Below are 13,705 nucleotides of genomic sequence, written 5' to 3'. Positions count from 1 at the left end.
AGCTGGCTCCAGTGCGTCGAGTTGAGGTATCCCGACCCGAACGCCGCGATCGCGGTCACCAGCAAAAGGACGACGACCGGCCAGATCAGCCGCTTCCAGTGCGGGTGGCGGTGGATGATCACCTGCTCGCCGGCGGCCAGGACGTTATCCGGATAGCTCACCTGCCAGAAGCTACCGCAGATGCACCACGTCACCGGCCGAAACGACGACCGTCTGTCCCCCACTTTCGATGCACAACCTGCCCTGGTCGTCGACCGCGCTCGCGTCCCCGACCACCTCTTTGCCACCCGGCAGGTGCGCCCGCACCCGCGCGCCGACCGTCAGGCTGCGCGCCCGGTAGTCGGCCGCCAGCGCCCAGTCGGCCCCGCGCGCGGCGCGCCAGGCCACGATCCGCCGCCCGAGTTCCTTCAACAGCCCGCACACCAGCCGGGTCCGGTCGGGCGCCGGCACGCCCAAGTCGACCAGCGAGGTGGCCCCCTCGACATCGGCCGGTGCCTCAAACACGTTGAGCCCCAAGCCGATTACCACCACCGGCCGCGCCACCTCGGCCAGGATGCCCGCCAGTTTGCCCGGGGGGTCCCCCGCCAGCACGTCGTTGGGCCACTTGAGCCCCACCCGAACGCCGTCGAGCAGCGGGGCCAACGTGTCCACCACCGCCACCCCGGTGGCCAGCGGCAGCCAGCCCCACCCGGAGGTCGGCACGTCGACGATGCTGACGGCGACCGACATCGTGAGCTGGGCCCGCGGGGTGGCAGACCAGCCGCGGCCGTGGCGCCCGCGCCCGGCGGTCTGGTGCTCGGCGACGAGCACGGCCCCGGCGACGTCGGTCCCGGACGCGGCGCGGGCCAGCAGGTCGGCGTTGGTGGAACCGGTTTCGTCGACGACGTCGAGCCGGCGCCAGCCCAGCCCGGTGCCGATCAGCTCGGCGCGTAATGCGGCCTGGTCCAAAGGTGGCCGGAGCTGGTCTCGGTCTGTCACTGGACCCAGCCTAGGACTCAGCGGCGCCGGCGGCTCACGACGTCGAGCATGTCCAGGACGGCCAGGTGGCTGAACAGCATGCTGGTCCCGATCGGGTTGCCACCGCCGGGATACGCCGTGCCGCTGGGCGCGGCCATCGTGTTGCCTGCGGCGTAGAGGCCCGGTATGGGATTACCGGACGTGTCGAGCACCCGGGCGGCGGCGTCGGTGCGCAGGCCGCCCTTGGTGCCCAGATCGGAGATCCCGAACGCCGCGGCGTGGTACGGCGGGCGTTCGATGGGCACCAGCGGCGAGGCGCCCCCCGAGAACGCGCGGTCGAAAGCCTCGTCGCCCCTGCCGAAGTCCTCGTCGACGCCCGAGGCGGCAAAACCGTTGAACCGGGCCACCGTTGCCGCCAGCCGCCCGCCCGGCACGCCGATCTTGTCCGCCAGTTCCTCCAAGGTGTCCGCGGTGTGCCACAGGCCGGCGGCGACGTACTTCCCGGTCTCGACGATGGACACGTTGGCCGCCTTCACCGGGGGCACCTCGCCGTCGGAGTCGTCGTAGATCATCCAGTACGGCAACGTGATTGAACCGTCCTGCAGTTGCGCGATGATCTCGCGGCCGGCCCGGTCGTACGCCTGGGACTCGTTGACGAACCGGTCGCCGTCCTGGTTGACGAAGATGCCGCCGGTGAACCACAGCGCGAACGCGGACCGCCCGTCGGGATGGGTCATGCCCGGTGACCACCACGCCTGGTCCAGCAGGTCGGTGTCGGCGCCCGCGGCGATGCCGGCCCGCAGCGCCAGGCCGCGACTTCCCGGGCCGCCCATGGTGTCTCGCGCGGTGCCGGGCACCCCGAATTCGCGGCGCATCTCCTCGTTGTTCTCGAAGCCGCCGGCGGCCAGCAGCACGCCCAGCCGGGTGCGGATGGCCCGCCGCTCGCCGCCGCTCTCCACGATCGCCCCGGTCACCGCCCCGTCGGAAAGGACGAGCTCGACCAGGGCGGTGTCGCGCTGTAGCGCCGCGTTCGGGTACTGAGCGATCGCCGTGAGGAACCGAGCGATCAGGGCGCGGCCGCCGAGGTAGTAGTCCGAGGGTGGTTCGGCCCCGAGCCGGTCGGTGTCCAACGGCCCGCGGATCACCTCCCGCAGTTCGGGGGCGGCGGCCACCTTCCAGGGCTTCGCGGCGATGTGGCGCTGACCGTCCAGCCGCGCCTTCGGCGCCTTGCCGTAGTAGTCGGGCCAGGGCAGGGGCACGAACTTCAGGTGGGGGTCGGCCTCCAGGTATTCGATCAGCGGGGCCCCGCCGCGGACATACGCCTCCTGCAGCTCGCGCGGGGTGCGGTCACCGACCACGGCCCGGTAGTAGGTGAGCGCGTCCTCGATGGTGTCGTCGACGCCGGCCCGCAGCAGCACCGGATTGCACGGGAACCAGACGCCGCCGCCACCGGAGTAGGCGGTGGTACCGCCGAATTTCGACGTCGCCTCCACCAGCATCACGTCCAGGCCCTCGCGTGCCGCGGTGTAGGCGCCGGTGACGCCTCCGCCGCCCGACCCGGCGACCAGCACGTCGCATTCGGTCGCCCAGTCCATCAGCGGAGACTAGCGCGCCGCTAAGCTCGGATCCCATGACAAGCGTTACCGACCACACCGCAGAGCCGGCCGCTGAGCACACGATCGACATCCACACCACCGCAGGCAAGCTGGCCGAACTCCACAAGCGCCGCGAGGAATCGCTGCACCCGGTGGGCGAAGAGGCCGTCGAGAAGGTGCACGCCAAGGGCAAGCTGACCGCCCGCGAGCGCATCCTCGCCCTGCTCGACGAGGACTCGTTCGTCGAGCTCGACGCGCTGGCCCGGCACCGCAGCAAGAACTTCGGCCTGGAGAACAACCGCCCCCTCGGCGACGGGGTGATCACCGGTTACGGCACCATCGACGGCCGCGACGTGTGCATCTTCAGCCAGGACGCCACGGTGTTCGGCGGCAGCCTGGGCGAGGTGTACGGCGAGAAGATCGTCAAGGTGCAGGAGCTGGCGATCAAGACCGGCCGCCCGCTGATCGGCATCAACGACGGGGCCGGCGCCCGCATCCAGGAGGGCGTCGTCTCGCTCGGCCTGTACAGCAAGATCTTCCGGAACAACATCCTGGCCTCCGGCGTGATCCCGCAGATCTCGCTGATCATGGGCGCGGCCGCCGGCGGGCACGTCTACTCCCCCGCCCTGACCGACTTCGTGGTGATGGTCGACCAGACCAGCCAGATGTTCATCACCGGGCCGGACGTCATCAAGACCGTCACCGGCGAGGACGTCACGATGGAGGAACTCGGCGGGGCGCATACCCACATGGCCAAGTCGGGCACCCTGCACTACGTCGCCTCCGGCGAGCAGGACGCCTTCGACTGGGTGCGGGACCTGCTGAGCTACCTGCCGCCGAACAACGCCACCGACGCACCGCGCTACGCCGAGCCCATCCCGGAGGGCGCGATCGAGGACAACCTCACCGAGGAGGACCTCGAGCTGGACACGCTGATCCCGGACTCGGCCAACCAGCCCTACGACATGCACGAGGTGATCACCCGCATCCTCGACGACGACGAGTTCCTGGAGATCCAGAACGGCTACGCCACCAACATCGTCGTCGGGTTCGGCCGCATCGAGGGCCGGCCGGTCGGCATCGTGGCCAACCAGCCCACCCAGTTCGCCGGCTGCCTGGACATCAACGCCTCGGAGAAGGCGGCGCGGTTCGTGCGCACCTGCGACTGCTTCAACATCCCGATCATCATGCTGGTGGACGTCCCGGGTTTCCTGCCGGGAACCGGCCAGGAATACAACGGCATCATCCGGCGCGGCGCCAAGCTGCTGTTCGCCTACGGCGAGGCCACCGTTCCGAAGATAACCGTCATCACCCGCAAGGCCTACGGCGGCGCGTACTGCGTCATGGGCTCCAAGGACATGGGCTGCGACGTCAACATCGCCTGGCCGACCGCGCAGATCGCGGTGATGGGCGCCTCCGGGGCCGTCGGCTTCGTCTACCGCAAGCAGCTGGCCGAGGCGGCCAAGGAGGGCAAGGACGTCGACGCCCTGCGGCTGGAGCTGCAGCAGGAGTACGAGGACACCCTGGTCAATCCGTACGTCGCCGCCGAGCGGGGATACGTCGACGCGGTCATCCCGCCGTCGCACACGCGCGGCTACATCGGCACCGCGCTGCGGCTGCTGGAACGCAAGATCGCGCACCTGCCGCCCAAGAAGCACGGGAACATCCCGCTGTGAGCGACGAGATGAGCGACGAAAACGGTTCCGAGACAACCGAAACCACGCACGGGCCGCACGAGCCGCATATCCAGGTCCTCAAGGGTCAACCGACCGACGCGGAGCTGGCCGCGCTGGTCACCGCGCTCGGCGTCGTGGGCGGCCCCGCCCCCGAGCCCGGCGAGCCCGAGCGCACGCGCTGGGGCCTGCCGGTGGACCGACTGCGGTTCGCGATGTCCAACTACCAGCGGCTCACCTTCCAGCAGATGACACACATGAAGCATTGACCCGCCTGGTCCTCGGTTCGGCCTCGTCGGGCCGCCGCAAGGTGCTGCGCCAGGCCGGCATCGATCCGCTGGTCGTGGTCTCCGGGGTGGACGAGGACGCCCTCCTCGCCGCCCTGGGACCCGACGCCGGCCCGGCCGAGGTGGTGTGCGCGCTGGCGGCGGCCAAGGCCGAACAGGTGGCGGGCGCGCTGGACGGCGACGTCGCCGCCGATTGCGTTGTCCTCGGCTGTGATTCGATGCTGGACCTCGACGGAGAGCTGTGCGGCAAGCCCGGCTCGGCCGACGCCGCGACGGCCCAGTGGCGCCGCATGGCCGGCCGCTCCGGCCTGCTGCATACCGGGCACTGCCTGCTGCGCCTGAGCGGCGGCGCGATCACCCATCGTGAAGTGGAATCCGCTTGCACCACAGTGCATTTCGCCGCCCCCACGGATACGGACCTGCGGGCCTACGTCGCCGCAGGCGAGCCCCTGCAGGTGGCCGGCGGGTTCACCCTCCACGGGCTGGGCGGCTGGTTCGTCGACGGCATCGAGGGCGACCCTTCGAACGTGATCGGCGTGAGCCTGCCGCTGCTGCGGTCGTTGCTGGCCCGCGTCGGGCTCTCGGTGGCGCAGCTGTGGACGGTGAGCAACGGAAACCGCGAGACATAAACCACGGCGGCCTTCGCCGGCGTGTCGTCGCAGACGTCTATGTGTCGCGACAGTCAATGGCGCTCGGGGCCCTTGCGGCGCTGACGGTAGGCTCGGGTTGTGGCATTACCCCCGGATCCAAGCCCGACCCTGACGGACTACGCCCACCCCGAACGGCTGGTCACCGCCGACTGGCTGTCGGCCAACATGGGCACCCCCGGCCTGGTGATCGTCGAATCCGACGAGGACGTCTTGCTCTACGACGTCGGCCATATCCCCGGCGCGGTCAAGATCGACTGGCACACCGACCTCAACGACCCGACCGTCCGCGACTACATCAACGGCGAGCAGTTCGCCGAATTGATGGACCGCAAAGGGATCTCGCGCGACGACACCGTGGTGATCTACGGCGACAAGAGCAACTGGTGGGCCGCGTACGCGCTGTGGGTCTTCACGCTGTTCGGCCATTCCGACGTGCGCCTGCTCAACGGCGGGCGCGACCTGTGGCTGGCCGAGCGCCGGGAGACCACCCTGGACGTGCCGACCAAGACCTCCTCCGGCTATCCCGTCGTCACGCGCAACGACGCGCCCATCCGGGCGTACAAGGACGACGTGCTGGCCATTCTGGGCGGCCAGCCCCTGATCGACGTGCGCTCGCCGGACGAGTACACCGGCAAGCGCACCCACATGCCCGAATACCCCGAGGAGGGCGTGCTGCGCGGCGGCCACATCCCCACCGCCCGGTCCATCCCCTGGGCTAAGGCCGTCGATGAGAGCGGCCGATTCCGCAGCCGCGAGGAGCTCGAGGAGATCTACGGCTTCATCGAGCCCGACGACAAGACGGTCGTCTACTGCCGCATCGGCGAGCGGTCCAGCCACACCTGGTTCGTGCTCACGTACCTGCTGGGCAAGCCCGGCGTGCGCAACTACGACGGATCGTGGACGGAGTGGGGCAACACCGTGCGCACGCCGATCGTCGCCGGCGAAGAGCCGGGGGCCGTTCCGGTCCGATGAGCCTGCCCGCGCCCCTGGCCGAGGTGGTGTCCGACTTCGCCGAAGTCGAGGGCCAGGACAAGCTGGCGCTGCTGCTCGAATTCGCCAACGACCTGCCAGCCCTGCCGCCCGAACTCGAGGAGCGGGCCATGGAGCCCGTCCCCGAGTGTCAGACCCCGCTGTTCCTGCACGTCGATGCGAGCGACCGGGACCGGGTGCGGTTGCACTTCAGCGCCCCCGCCGAGGCGCCCACCACGCGCGGGTTCGCGTCGATCCTCGCGGCCGGACTCGACGAGCAACCCGCCGCCGACATCCTGGCGGTGCCCGAGGATTTCTACACCGACCTGGGCCTGGCCGCGCTGATCAGCCCGCTGCGGTTGCGGGGCATGTCGGCGATGCTCGCCCGCATCAAGCGGCGGCTGCGCGAGTCAGGCCAGAATTCCGGCACCGCCTGATCGGCCTGACGGCGCGGCGCTTAGACTTCCCTGGAGTTGTAAGAAACTCTCTTAAAGAAGCCCAAGGCGGAAACACGTCCGCTTCAGATCTGCCAAACAGGAGGCGCAGTGGCTAGTCACGCCAGCTCGAGGATCTCCAAAGTGCTTGTCGCCAACCGCGGCGAGATCGCTGTCCGGGTGATCCGCGCGGCCCGCGATGCGGGCCTGGCCAGCGTGGCGGTGTACGCCGAGCCCGATGCCGACGCGCCGCACGTGCGGCTCGCCGACGAGGCGTTCGCCCTGGGCGGCCAGACCTCCGCCGAGTCCTACCTGGACATCGGCAAGCTCCTCGACGCGGCGGCCAAGTCGGGCGCCAACGCCGTCCACCCCGGCTACGGGTTCCTTTCGGAGAACGCCGATTTCGCCCAGGCGGTCATCGACGCCGGCCTGATCTGGATCGGCCCGAGCCCCCAGTCGATCCGCGACCTCGGTGACAAGGTCACCGCCCGCCACATCGCCGCCCGCGCCCAGGCCCCGCTGGTGCCGGGCACCCCGGACCCGGTCAAGGACGCCGACGAGGTGGTGGCCTTCGCCGAGGAGTACGGCGTGCCGATCGCCATCAAGGCGGCCTTCGGTGGCGGCGGCCGCGGCATGAAGGTGGCGCGCACCATCGAGGAGATCCCGCACCTGTACGAGTCGGCGGTGCGCGAGGCCGTCGCCGCCTTCGGTCGCGGCGAGTGCTTCGTCGAGCGCTACCTGGACAAGCCCCGCCACGTCGAGGCGCAGGTGATCGCCGACCAGCACGGCAACGTCATCGTGGCCGGCACCCGAGACTGCTCCCTGCAGCGCCGCTTCCAAAAGCTGGTCGAGGAGGCGCCCGCGCCGTTCCTCACCGACGCGCAGCGCAAGGAGATCCACGAGTCGGCCAAGCGCATCTGCAAGGAGGCGCACTACTACGGCGCCGGCACGGTCGAGTACCTGGTCGGCCAGGACGGCCTGATCTCGTTCCTGGAGGTCAACACCCGCCTGCAGGTCGAGCACCCGGTCACCGAGGAGACGTCCGGCATCGACCTGGTGTTGCAGCAGTTCAAGATCGCCAACGGCGAAAAGCTGGACCTCACCGAGGATCCCACGCCGCGCGGCCACGCCATCGAGTTCCGGATCAACGGCGAGGACGCCGGCCGCGGCTTCCTGCCGGCGCCCGGCCCGGTCACCCGGTACGACACGCCCAGTGGGCCGGGGGTCCGGCTGGATTCCGGTGTCGAAGCCGGATCGGTGATCGGCGGCCAGTTCGACTCGATGCTGGCCAAGCTGATCGTGTACGGCGCCACCCGCGAAGAAGCCCTGGCCCGCTCGCGGCGGGCCCTCGACGAATTCCACGTCGAGGGGCTGGCCACCGTGATCCCGTTCCACCGCGCGGTGGTGTCCGACCCGGCGTTCATCGGCGACGGCGACGGCTTCTCGGTGCACACGCGCTGGATCGAGACCGAATGGAACAACACCATCGAGCCGTTCACCGGCGGCGAGCCCCTGGACGAGGAGGACGCCCGGCCCCGCCAGACGGTGGTCGTCGAGGTGGGCGGTCGCCGGCTCGAGGTGTCGCTGCCCGGCGACCTGGCGCTGTCCAACGGTTCCGCCGACCCGGCCGGGGTCATCCGCAAGAAGCCCAAGCCGCGCAAGCGCGGGGCGCACTCGGGTGCCGCCGCCTCCGGCGACGCGGTGACCGCGCCGATGCAGGGCACCGTGGTCAAGGTCGCGGTCGAGGAGGGGCAGGAGGTCGCCGCCGGCGACCTGGTCGTCGTCCTCGAGGCGATGAAGATGGAGAACCCGGTCACCGCGCACAAGGACGGCGTCATCACCGGACTCGCGGTCGAGGCGGGCGCCGCCATCACCCAGGGCACGGTGCTCGCCGAGATCAAATAGCGATCGGACAATAATCCTGGGAAACAGTTGTCGGCCCGGTCCGGCGCGGGTACCGTTCGGGGCAGGTTGAGTTCACAGCCGTCCGGATCACGTAAGGGCGCGGGAGAAGGTGAACTCACTTGTTCTCAGCCTCGATCGACGCCTGACGTCTTCCGCAGCACACATCCTGCTCTACGGATGGAGTCAGTAATGTCTGTGGCCCAATCTTGGCAACACAGCCGCGCGGCGCAATTCACCGCGCGCTGGTACCCGTCGGGGACACTGATCACGGTGGACGGCGAGCTCGACGCCGCCAACGCGGATCAGCTCGCGGCGTACGTGCGAAACGCCATCGCCAGTTCCCAGCGCGTGATACTGGACCTGCGTGGCCTGAAATTCATTGGCACGGCCGGCTTTTCGGCACTGCACCGGATCAACGTCGTGTGCTCGGGCGCCCAAGCCGATTGGGCGATGGCGCCGAGCGCGGCGGTGGCGCGGTTGCTGCGCATCTGCGACCCCGACGGCACCCTCCCGGTGACGACGCCCGCGGCCGAGCCGTTGCTGGGATCCGCGGACGACGGGGAGCCGGAGTCCCTACTGCAACTGGTCGCGCAGCCGCGTTAGCGACTTGGCCAGCAGCCGGGACACGTGCATCTGCGAGATGCCCACCCGTTCGGCGATCTGGGTCTGCGTCATCGACTCGAAGAACCTGAGCACCAACACCGTTCGCTCCCGCTCCGGCAGCGCCTCGAGCAGGGGCCGCAACGACTCCTGATCCTCGATCCGGTCCAGACCGGTGTCGACGTCGCCCAGGGTGTCGGCGATCGCGCGGGCCTCGTCCTCCTCGCTGCCCCCACCGCTGTCGATGGACAGGGTGTTGTACGAGCTGCCCGCCACCAGGCCCTCGACGACCTCCTCGCGGTCCATGCCGAGTTCGGCGGCGAGCTCCGTGGCGGTGGGCGCCCGGCCCAGCCGCTGCGACAGCTCGGCGGTGGCGGTGCCGAGGCGCAGGTGCAGTTCCTTCAGGCGCCGGGGCACCTTCACCGACCAGCTGTTGTCGCGGAAGTGCCTGCGGACCTCGCCCATGATCGTGGGCACCGCGAACGACACGAAGTCGGACCCGGCCTCCACGTCGAACCGGACCACCGCGTTCACCAACCCGACCCGCGCCACCTGCACGAGGTCGTCGCGCGGTTCGCCGCGGCCCTCGAACCGGCGGGCGATGTGATCGGCCAGAGGCAGGCAGCGCTCGACGATCTTGTCCCGCTGGCGCTGAAATTCCATCGAGCCCGGGTCGACATCGGCCAACTCGCGGAACATCGCCGGGACATCGGCGTATTCGTTCGGTCGAGAGACGGAACCCCCGGCAGCTGGTGGGGTCACCTGCTGGAGGCCGCCCGTCGCGCCGTCAGCGTGATACCGAACACGCTGCCGGTTTGGTTGGGTTCGCGACCATCGTGGAAAGTCTGGACGTCGTCGGCCAGGGACGTCAGCACGTGCCAGCTGAAGCTGCCGGGCGCCACCACGTCGTGCGTGTCGCACGCCGCGGACGCCTCGACGACCAACTGCTCGTCCTGCGGGTCGACCACCACGACCAGGGTCGCGTCGGGGGTGGCGCAGCGGATCAACCGGGTGCATACCTCGTCGACCGCGAGCCGCAGGTCTGCGACCGCGTCGAAGTCCAGGTCCTCGAAGGTGCCGATCGCACCGACCAGCGTCCGCAGCATCGCCAGGTTCTCCAGGCGCGCCGCAACGTGCAATTCGACGGCACGGTTACCGCGCTGGCGCTTGTGAGCGCGCACTCCCGCATCGTTCATCTGGTCTCCCGGCAACGGTTGACTACCACTACTACCACCCCTTAGTCCGCCGTGGACCGTACGCTCGAGCCGATCAGTCATGGCCGCCGCCGGAGACCGCCGGAACCGATCGGGCACGGCGGTTCGAGCGCGCGGCGGCGCTCGCCGGAATCGCGCTGGCTGTATTGGTTCTTCTGGCTGTAAGCATCTATGTCGGCGTGTCCGTGATCCTGGTCCCCATGATTGGGTGACCACGCTAACGCAACCGTTCCGGCACTCATCATGGTGCAGACCTGATACCCACTCGACGAGGCCGGTAACCCCGCAATTTGCCTCCTGGCAAAAAGGCGCGTTGCCCAGAACGGCCGGCGGGCAGACCGTCAGCTTGCGGGCCGCTGCCGGTATGCCTCGGGGTGCTCGGCATACCAGCGGTCCGCGATCCGGCGGATCCGGCGGTGCTCGACGGCCACCCACACCAGCCCCAGGACCGCGGCGATGATCGCAAGCACGCCCGCGGTCATCCCCTCGTGGTGGTGTCCGGTGCCGAAGGCCGCCAGGCTTCCGCACGCCCCGATCACGCCGGCCACCACCAGCAGATAACCGGGCCAGTGCAACACGTCGATCAACGACTCGCCGGCGAGCGGCCGCGTGGTCCTCAGATGGTCGACGGGGTCATGAAAGGTGTCTCCCATGGCTGCTCCTAGTGGAGAACTTATGACTCATGCGCAGCTCAATTAGGGTTGCACCCTCAACGGTAGATCCCCGGGAAGGCTTTTGGCGAGACCCGATCAGAGCGGCAGCGCGGGGCCCGCGATCGGCGCGACGCCCATGGCCACCATCAGCACCATCAGCGTGAAGAGAAACCACCCGGCGCCGTGCCATCCCCACCAGGTGCCCTCCGCCTTCCATACGCGGTAGGTGCGCAGGAAGGCCCACAGCCCGGCCGCCAGCAAGATGGCCGGTCCGCCCAGCGCCAGCAACGTCCGCTGCGGGGCACCGCAGGCCGCCGTGTCGACACCGGTGCCCGGGCAGGTGCTCACCCACAGCGCGGCCAGCACCAGGAAGCCGACCGCCGCGATCGCGGCGAGCACCGCGAACCGGATGGCGGCGCGCACTTCGCCGTCTTCCTGTCCCAAGCGATCGCCACCCGATCGCTCATCGGCTTTGTGCATCCGTATCCCTCATATCCCCCTGTGTGGCCAACGCCTTATTCATCGTTTGCTGCGTCGCAATAGTTACTCCGCAATGACAAATGTCCGACGACGGGGCGCTGCAATCGCGCTGGCACTTTGCGGATAGCGCATGGGAACAGATACCCCGCGGCAAACCCGGTGAAACCGGCGCGGGCTCAAGCGGCGGGCAGCGTCGACGATACCGTCAATTTTTCCGGCAATACCGCTGGCCAAGGGCGCGGAGCCCCGATGGTCACAATATGGTTGGTGTCTCAGAACCGATGAGTACTATCTCTCACATGCCGACAGCCCGAAGGCGCTTATCCCCCGAGGATCGACGCGCTGAGCTGCTCGCTTTGGGGGCAGAAGTCTTCGGAAAGCGACCCTACGACGAGGTGCGCATCGACGAGATCGCCGAGCGCGCCGGGGTGTCGCGTGCGCTGATGTATCACTACTTCCCCGACAAGCGGGCCTTCTTCGCCGCGGTGGTCAAGGACGAGGCCGACCGGCTGTACGAGACCACCAACATGGACGACGCCACCGGCCTCACGATGTACGAAGAGGTGCGCGTCGGCGTCATGGCCTACATGGCCTACCACGAGCAGAACCCGGAGGCCGCGTGGGCGGCCTACGTCGGGCTGGGCCGGTCGGACCCGGTTCTGCTGGGCGTCGACGACGAGGCCAAGAACCGCCAGCTCGAACACATCATGAGCCGCATCCACGACCTGGTGGCCAACATCTCCGGGGCGAAGCTGGAAGCCGACGTCGAGCGGGACCTCCGGGTGATCTGCCACGGCTGGCTGGCGTTCACCTTCGAGCTGTGCCGCCAGCGCATCATCGACCCGACGATCAACGCCGAACGCCTCGCCGACGCGTGTGCGCACTCGCTGTTCGACGCCATCGCCCGGGTGCCGGAGATCCCCGAGGAGCTGTCCCACGCGATGGCGACGGCACGGATCCAGCCGCGCTAGCCCGCGTACTTGTCGGTGCGCCTTGGCACCATGGTTAGGTGACCACCCGTGATCCGTTAGGCCGGTTCAGCGCGACCACGCGCGAATGGTTCACCAGCACGTTCGCCGGCCCCACCGCCGCGCAGGCCGAGGCCTGGGATGCCATCGCCGACGGCGACAACACGCTGGTGATCGCGCCGACCGGATCCGGCAAGACGCTCGCGGCATTCCTGTGGGCCCTGGATTCGCTCGCCGGCGCGGCCGAGCGCCCGGCCGGTACCCGCGTGCTGTACGTGTCTCCGCTCAAGGCGCTGGCGGTCGACGTCGAACGCAACCTGCGCACTCCGCTCGCGGGGCTCACCCGCATCGCCGAGCGGCACGGCCTGCCGCCACCGGCCATCAGCGTCGGCGTCCGGTCCGGCGACACCCCGCCCGCCGAACGCCGTCAGCTCATCGCGCGGCCACCCGACGTGCTGATCACCACGCCCGAGTCGCTGTTCCTGATGCTCACCTCGGCCGCCCGCGAGACCCTGGCCGGCGTGCAGACGGTGATCGTCGACGAGATCCACGCCATCGCCGCGGGCAAGCGGGGCGCGCACCTGGCGCTGTCGCTGGAGCGGCTCGACGAACTGCGGGAGGGGCCGCCAGCGCAGCGCATCGGGCTGTCGGCGACGGTGCGCCCGCCCGAGGAGCTCGCCCGGTTCCTTTCCGGGCAGCAGCCGACCACCATCGTGGCCCCCCGCGCGGCCAAGACCGTCGAGTTGACGGTGCAGGTGCCGGTGCCCGACATGGCCAACCTGGCCAACAACAGCATCTGGCCCGACGTCGAGGCGCGGCTGGTCGACCTGATCGAGGCGCACAACTCGACGATCGTGTTCGCCAACTCGCGGCGACTGGCCGAGCGGCTCACCGCGCGGCTGAACGAGATTCACGCCGAACGCTGCGGTCTGGGCCTGTCCGGCGAGACCAACACCAAGGTGGCGGGCGGGGCGCCCGCCCACATCATGGGCAGCGGCCAGACCTACGGCGCCGAGCCGCTGTTGGCGCGCGCCCACCACGGCTCGGTCAGCAAGGAACAGCGCGCCCTGGGACACCTCGCCGACCTGGTGGCCGGCCCGCCCGATGCGTTGCAGGCCGCTGGCCACCGACGGCGGCGCCTCGACCTGGATCACCAGGTCGACCGCGCCCATGTCGATGCCGAGCTCCAGGCTCGACGTCGCGACCACGGCCTTGAGCAGGCCGCGCTTGAGGTCCTCTTCGACCAGGGCGCGCTGTTCCTTGCTGACCGAGCCGTGGTGGGCGCGCGCCAACAGCGGCTCGGCGCCGTAGGTCTGGCCG

At 69.6% G+C, this 13,705-nt stretch carries 14 protein-coding genes and 3 pseudogenes; 9 read left to right on the top strand and 8 right to left on the bottom strand.

The window, feature by feature from the left end; genetic code table 11:
- The 3 genes and pseudogenes from A5701_RS04900 to A5701_RS04890 form a co-directional block, all read right to left on the bottom strand.
- Nucleotides 1–161: pseudogene (locus A5701_RS04900) on the bottom strand (PH domain-containing protein); the annotation flags it as partial.
- 10 nt (nucleotides 162–171) lie between these two features.
- Nucleotides 172–978 carry a biotin--[acetyl-CoA-carboxylase] ligase gene (locus A5701_RS04895; RefSeq protein WP_067749395.1) on the bottom strand — a complete coding sequence of 269 codons (807 nt, stop codon included), beginning with the start codon at nucleotides 976–978 and terminating at the stop codon, nucleotides 172–174.
- A 17-nt stretch (nucleotides 979–995) separates the two neighbouring features.
- Nucleotides 996–2,552 carry an FAD-binding protein gene (locus A5701_RS04890; RefSeq protein ID WP_067749386.1) on the bottom strand — a complete coding sequence of 519 codons (1,557 nt, stop codon included), beginning with the start codon at nucleotides 2,550–2,552 and terminating at the stop codon, nucleotides 996–998.
- 35 nt (nucleotides 2,553–2,587) lie between these two features.
- Between A5701_RS04890 and A5701_RS04885 the strand changes: the two genes are divergently transcribed.
- The 7 genes from A5701_RS04885 (at nucleotide 2,588) to A5701_RS04855 (ending at nucleotide 9,073) form a co-directional block, all read left to right on the top strand.
- Nucleotides 2,588–4,228, top strand: coding sequence for an acyl-CoA carboxylase subunit beta (locus tag A5701_RS04885; RefSeq protein ID WP_067749378.1), 1,641 nt, complete (start codon nucleotides 2,588–2,590; stop codon nucleotides 4,226–4,228).
- Complete coding sequence (locus A5701_RS04880) at nucleotides 4,225–4,494, top strand: acyl-CoA carboxylase subunit epsilon (RefSeq protein WP_197499119.1); 270 nt, start codon at nucleotides 4,225–4,227, stop codon at nucleotides 4,492–4,494. Before A5701_RS04885 ends, A5701_RS04880 begins: the two co-directional genes overlap by 4 nt.
- A complete protein-coding gene (locus tag A5701_RS04875) occupies nucleotides 4,491–5,141 on the top strand; it encodes a nucleoside triphosphate pyrophosphatase (protein ID WP_067749370.1) in 651 nt (216 codons plus the stop codon). Before A5701_RS04880 ends, A5701_RS04875 begins: the two co-directional genes overlap by 4 nt.
- Before the next feature lie 99 nt (nucleotides 5,142–5,240).
- On the top strand, nucleotides 5,241–6,134 hold the full coding sequence (locus A5701_RS04870; protein WP_067749364.1) for a sulfurtransferase: 894 nt from the start codon (nucleotides 5,241–5,243) through the stop codon (nucleotides 6,132–6,134).
- Nucleotides 6,131–6,568, top strand: coding sequence for a SufE family protein (locus A5701_RS04865; RefSeq protein ID WP_067749361.1), 438 nt, complete (start codon nucleotides 6,131–6,133; stop codon nucleotides 6,566–6,568). The genes A5701_RS04870 and A5701_RS04865 overlap by 4 nt, the downstream gene beginning before the upstream one ends.
- A 108-nt stretch (nucleotides 6,569–6,676) precedes the next feature.
- Nucleotides 6,677–8,470 carry an acetyl/propionyl/methylcrotonyl-CoA carboxylase subunit alpha gene (locus tag A5701_RS04860; RefSeq protein ID WP_067749358.1) on the top strand — a complete coding sequence of 598 codons (1,794 nt, stop codon included), beginning with the start codon at nucleotides 6,677–6,679 and terminating at the stop codon, nucleotides 8,468–8,470.
- 177 nt (nucleotides 8,471–8,647) lie between these two features.
- Nucleotides 8,648–9,073, top strand: coding sequence for an STAS domain-containing protein (locus tag A5701_RS04855; protein ID WP_067749355.1), 426 nt, complete (start codon nucleotides 8,648–8,650; stop codon nucleotides 9,071–9,073).
- Here the strand turns inward: A5701_RS04855 and A5701_RS04850 are convergent.
- From A5701_RS04850 to A5701_RS04835, 4 genes are all read right to left on the bottom strand, one after another.
- Nucleotides 9,044–9,832, bottom strand: a complete 789-nt coding sequence (locus A5701_RS04850) for an RNA polymerase sigma factor SigF (protein ID WP_067749352.1) — start codon at nucleotides 9,830–9,832, stop codon at nucleotides 9,044–9,046. The genes A5701_RS04855 and A5701_RS04850 overlap by 30 nt on opposite strands.
- A complete protein-coding gene (locus A5701_RS04845) occupies nucleotides 9,829–10,266 on the bottom strand; it encodes an ATP-binding protein (protein ID WP_067749350.1) in 438 nt (145 codons plus the stop codon). Before A5701_RS04845 ends, A5701_RS04850 begins: the two co-directional genes overlap by 4 nt.
- A 359-nt stretch (nucleotides 10,267–10,625) precedes the next feature.
- On the bottom strand, nucleotides 10,626–10,937 hold the full coding sequence (usfY, locus tag A5701_RS04840; RefSeq protein WP_067749347.1) for a protein UsfY: 312 nt from the start codon (nucleotides 10,935–10,937) through the stop codon (nucleotides 10,626–10,628).
- Nucleotides 10,938–11,033: 96 nt separating this feature from the next.
- On the bottom strand, nucleotides 11,034–11,417 hold the full coding sequence (locus tag A5701_RS04835; RefSeq protein WP_067749344.1) for a hypothetical protein: 384 nt from the start codon (nucleotides 11,415–11,417) through the stop codon (nucleotides 11,034–11,036).
- Nucleotides 11,418–11,716: 299 nt separating this feature from the next.
- Between A5701_RS04835 and A5701_RS04830 the strand changes: the two genes are divergently transcribed.
- Both A5701_RS04830 and A5701_RS04825 read left to right on the top strand, forming a co-directional pair.
- Nucleotides 11,717–12,388, top strand: coding sequence for a TetR/AcrR family transcriptional regulator (locus A5701_RS04830; RefSeq protein ID WP_067749339.1), 672 nt, complete (start codon nucleotides 11,717–11,719; stop codon nucleotides 12,386–12,388).
- Between the two features lie 38 nt (nucleotides 12,389–12,426).
- Nucleotides 12,427–13,456, top strand: a pseudogene (locus tag A5701_RS04825) (DEAD/DEAH box helicase); the annotation flags it as partial.
- A gap of 80 nt (nucleotides 13,457–13,536) precedes the next feature.
- On the opposite strand, the pseudogene A5701_RS29265 reads toward A5701_RS04825, so the two are convergent.
- Nucleotides 13,537–13,677, bottom strand: a pseudogene (locus A5701_RS29265) (helicase-related protein); the annotation flags it as partial.
- Nucleotides 13,678–13,705 lie beyond the last annotated feature (28 nt).

This window comes from Mycobacterium sp. E3305 (genome assembly GCF_001666785.1).
Classification (GTDB): Bacteria; Actinomycetota; Actinomycetes; order Mycobacteriales; family Mycobacteriaceae; genus Mycobacterium.
Note: the sequence above shows the minus strand (reverse complement) of the source record. Positions and strands in the feature narration are given on the sequence as shown.

Bases quoted from the DNA above. Each gene is read 5' to 3' on its own strand.
- A5701_RS04890 (WP_067749386.1), bottom strand. From the start codon at position 2,552: ATGGACTGGGCGACCGAATGCGACGTGCTGGTCGCCGGGTCGGGCGGC.
- A5701_RS04885 (WP_067749378.1), top strand. From the start codon at position 2,588: ATGACAAGCGTTACCGACCACACCGCAGAGCCGGCCGCTGAGCACACG.
- A5701_RS04865 (WP_067749361.1), top strand. From the start codon at position 6,131: ATGAGCCTGCCCGCGCCCCTGGCCGAGGTGGTGTCCGACTTCGCCGAA.
- A5701_RS04855 (WP_067749355.1), top strand. From the start codon at position 8,648: ATGGAGTCAGTAATGTCTGTGGCCCAATCTTGGCAACACAGCCGCGCG.
- A5701_RS04845 (WP_067749350.1), bottom strand. From the start codon at position 10,266: ATGAACGATGCGGGAGTGCGCGCTCACAAGCGCCAGCGCGGTAACCGT.
- usfY (WP_067749347.1), bottom strand. From the start codon at position 10,937: ATGGGAGACACCTTTCATGACCCCGTCGACCATCTGAGGACCACGCGG.
- A5701_RS04835 (WP_067749344.1), bottom strand. From the start codon at position 11,417: ATGCACAAAGCCGATGAGCGATCGGGTGGCGATCGCTTGGGACAGGAA.
- A5701_RS04830 (WP_067749339.1), top strand. From the start codon at position 11,717: ATGCCGACAGCCCGAAGGCGCTTATCCCCCGAGGATCGACGCGCTGAG.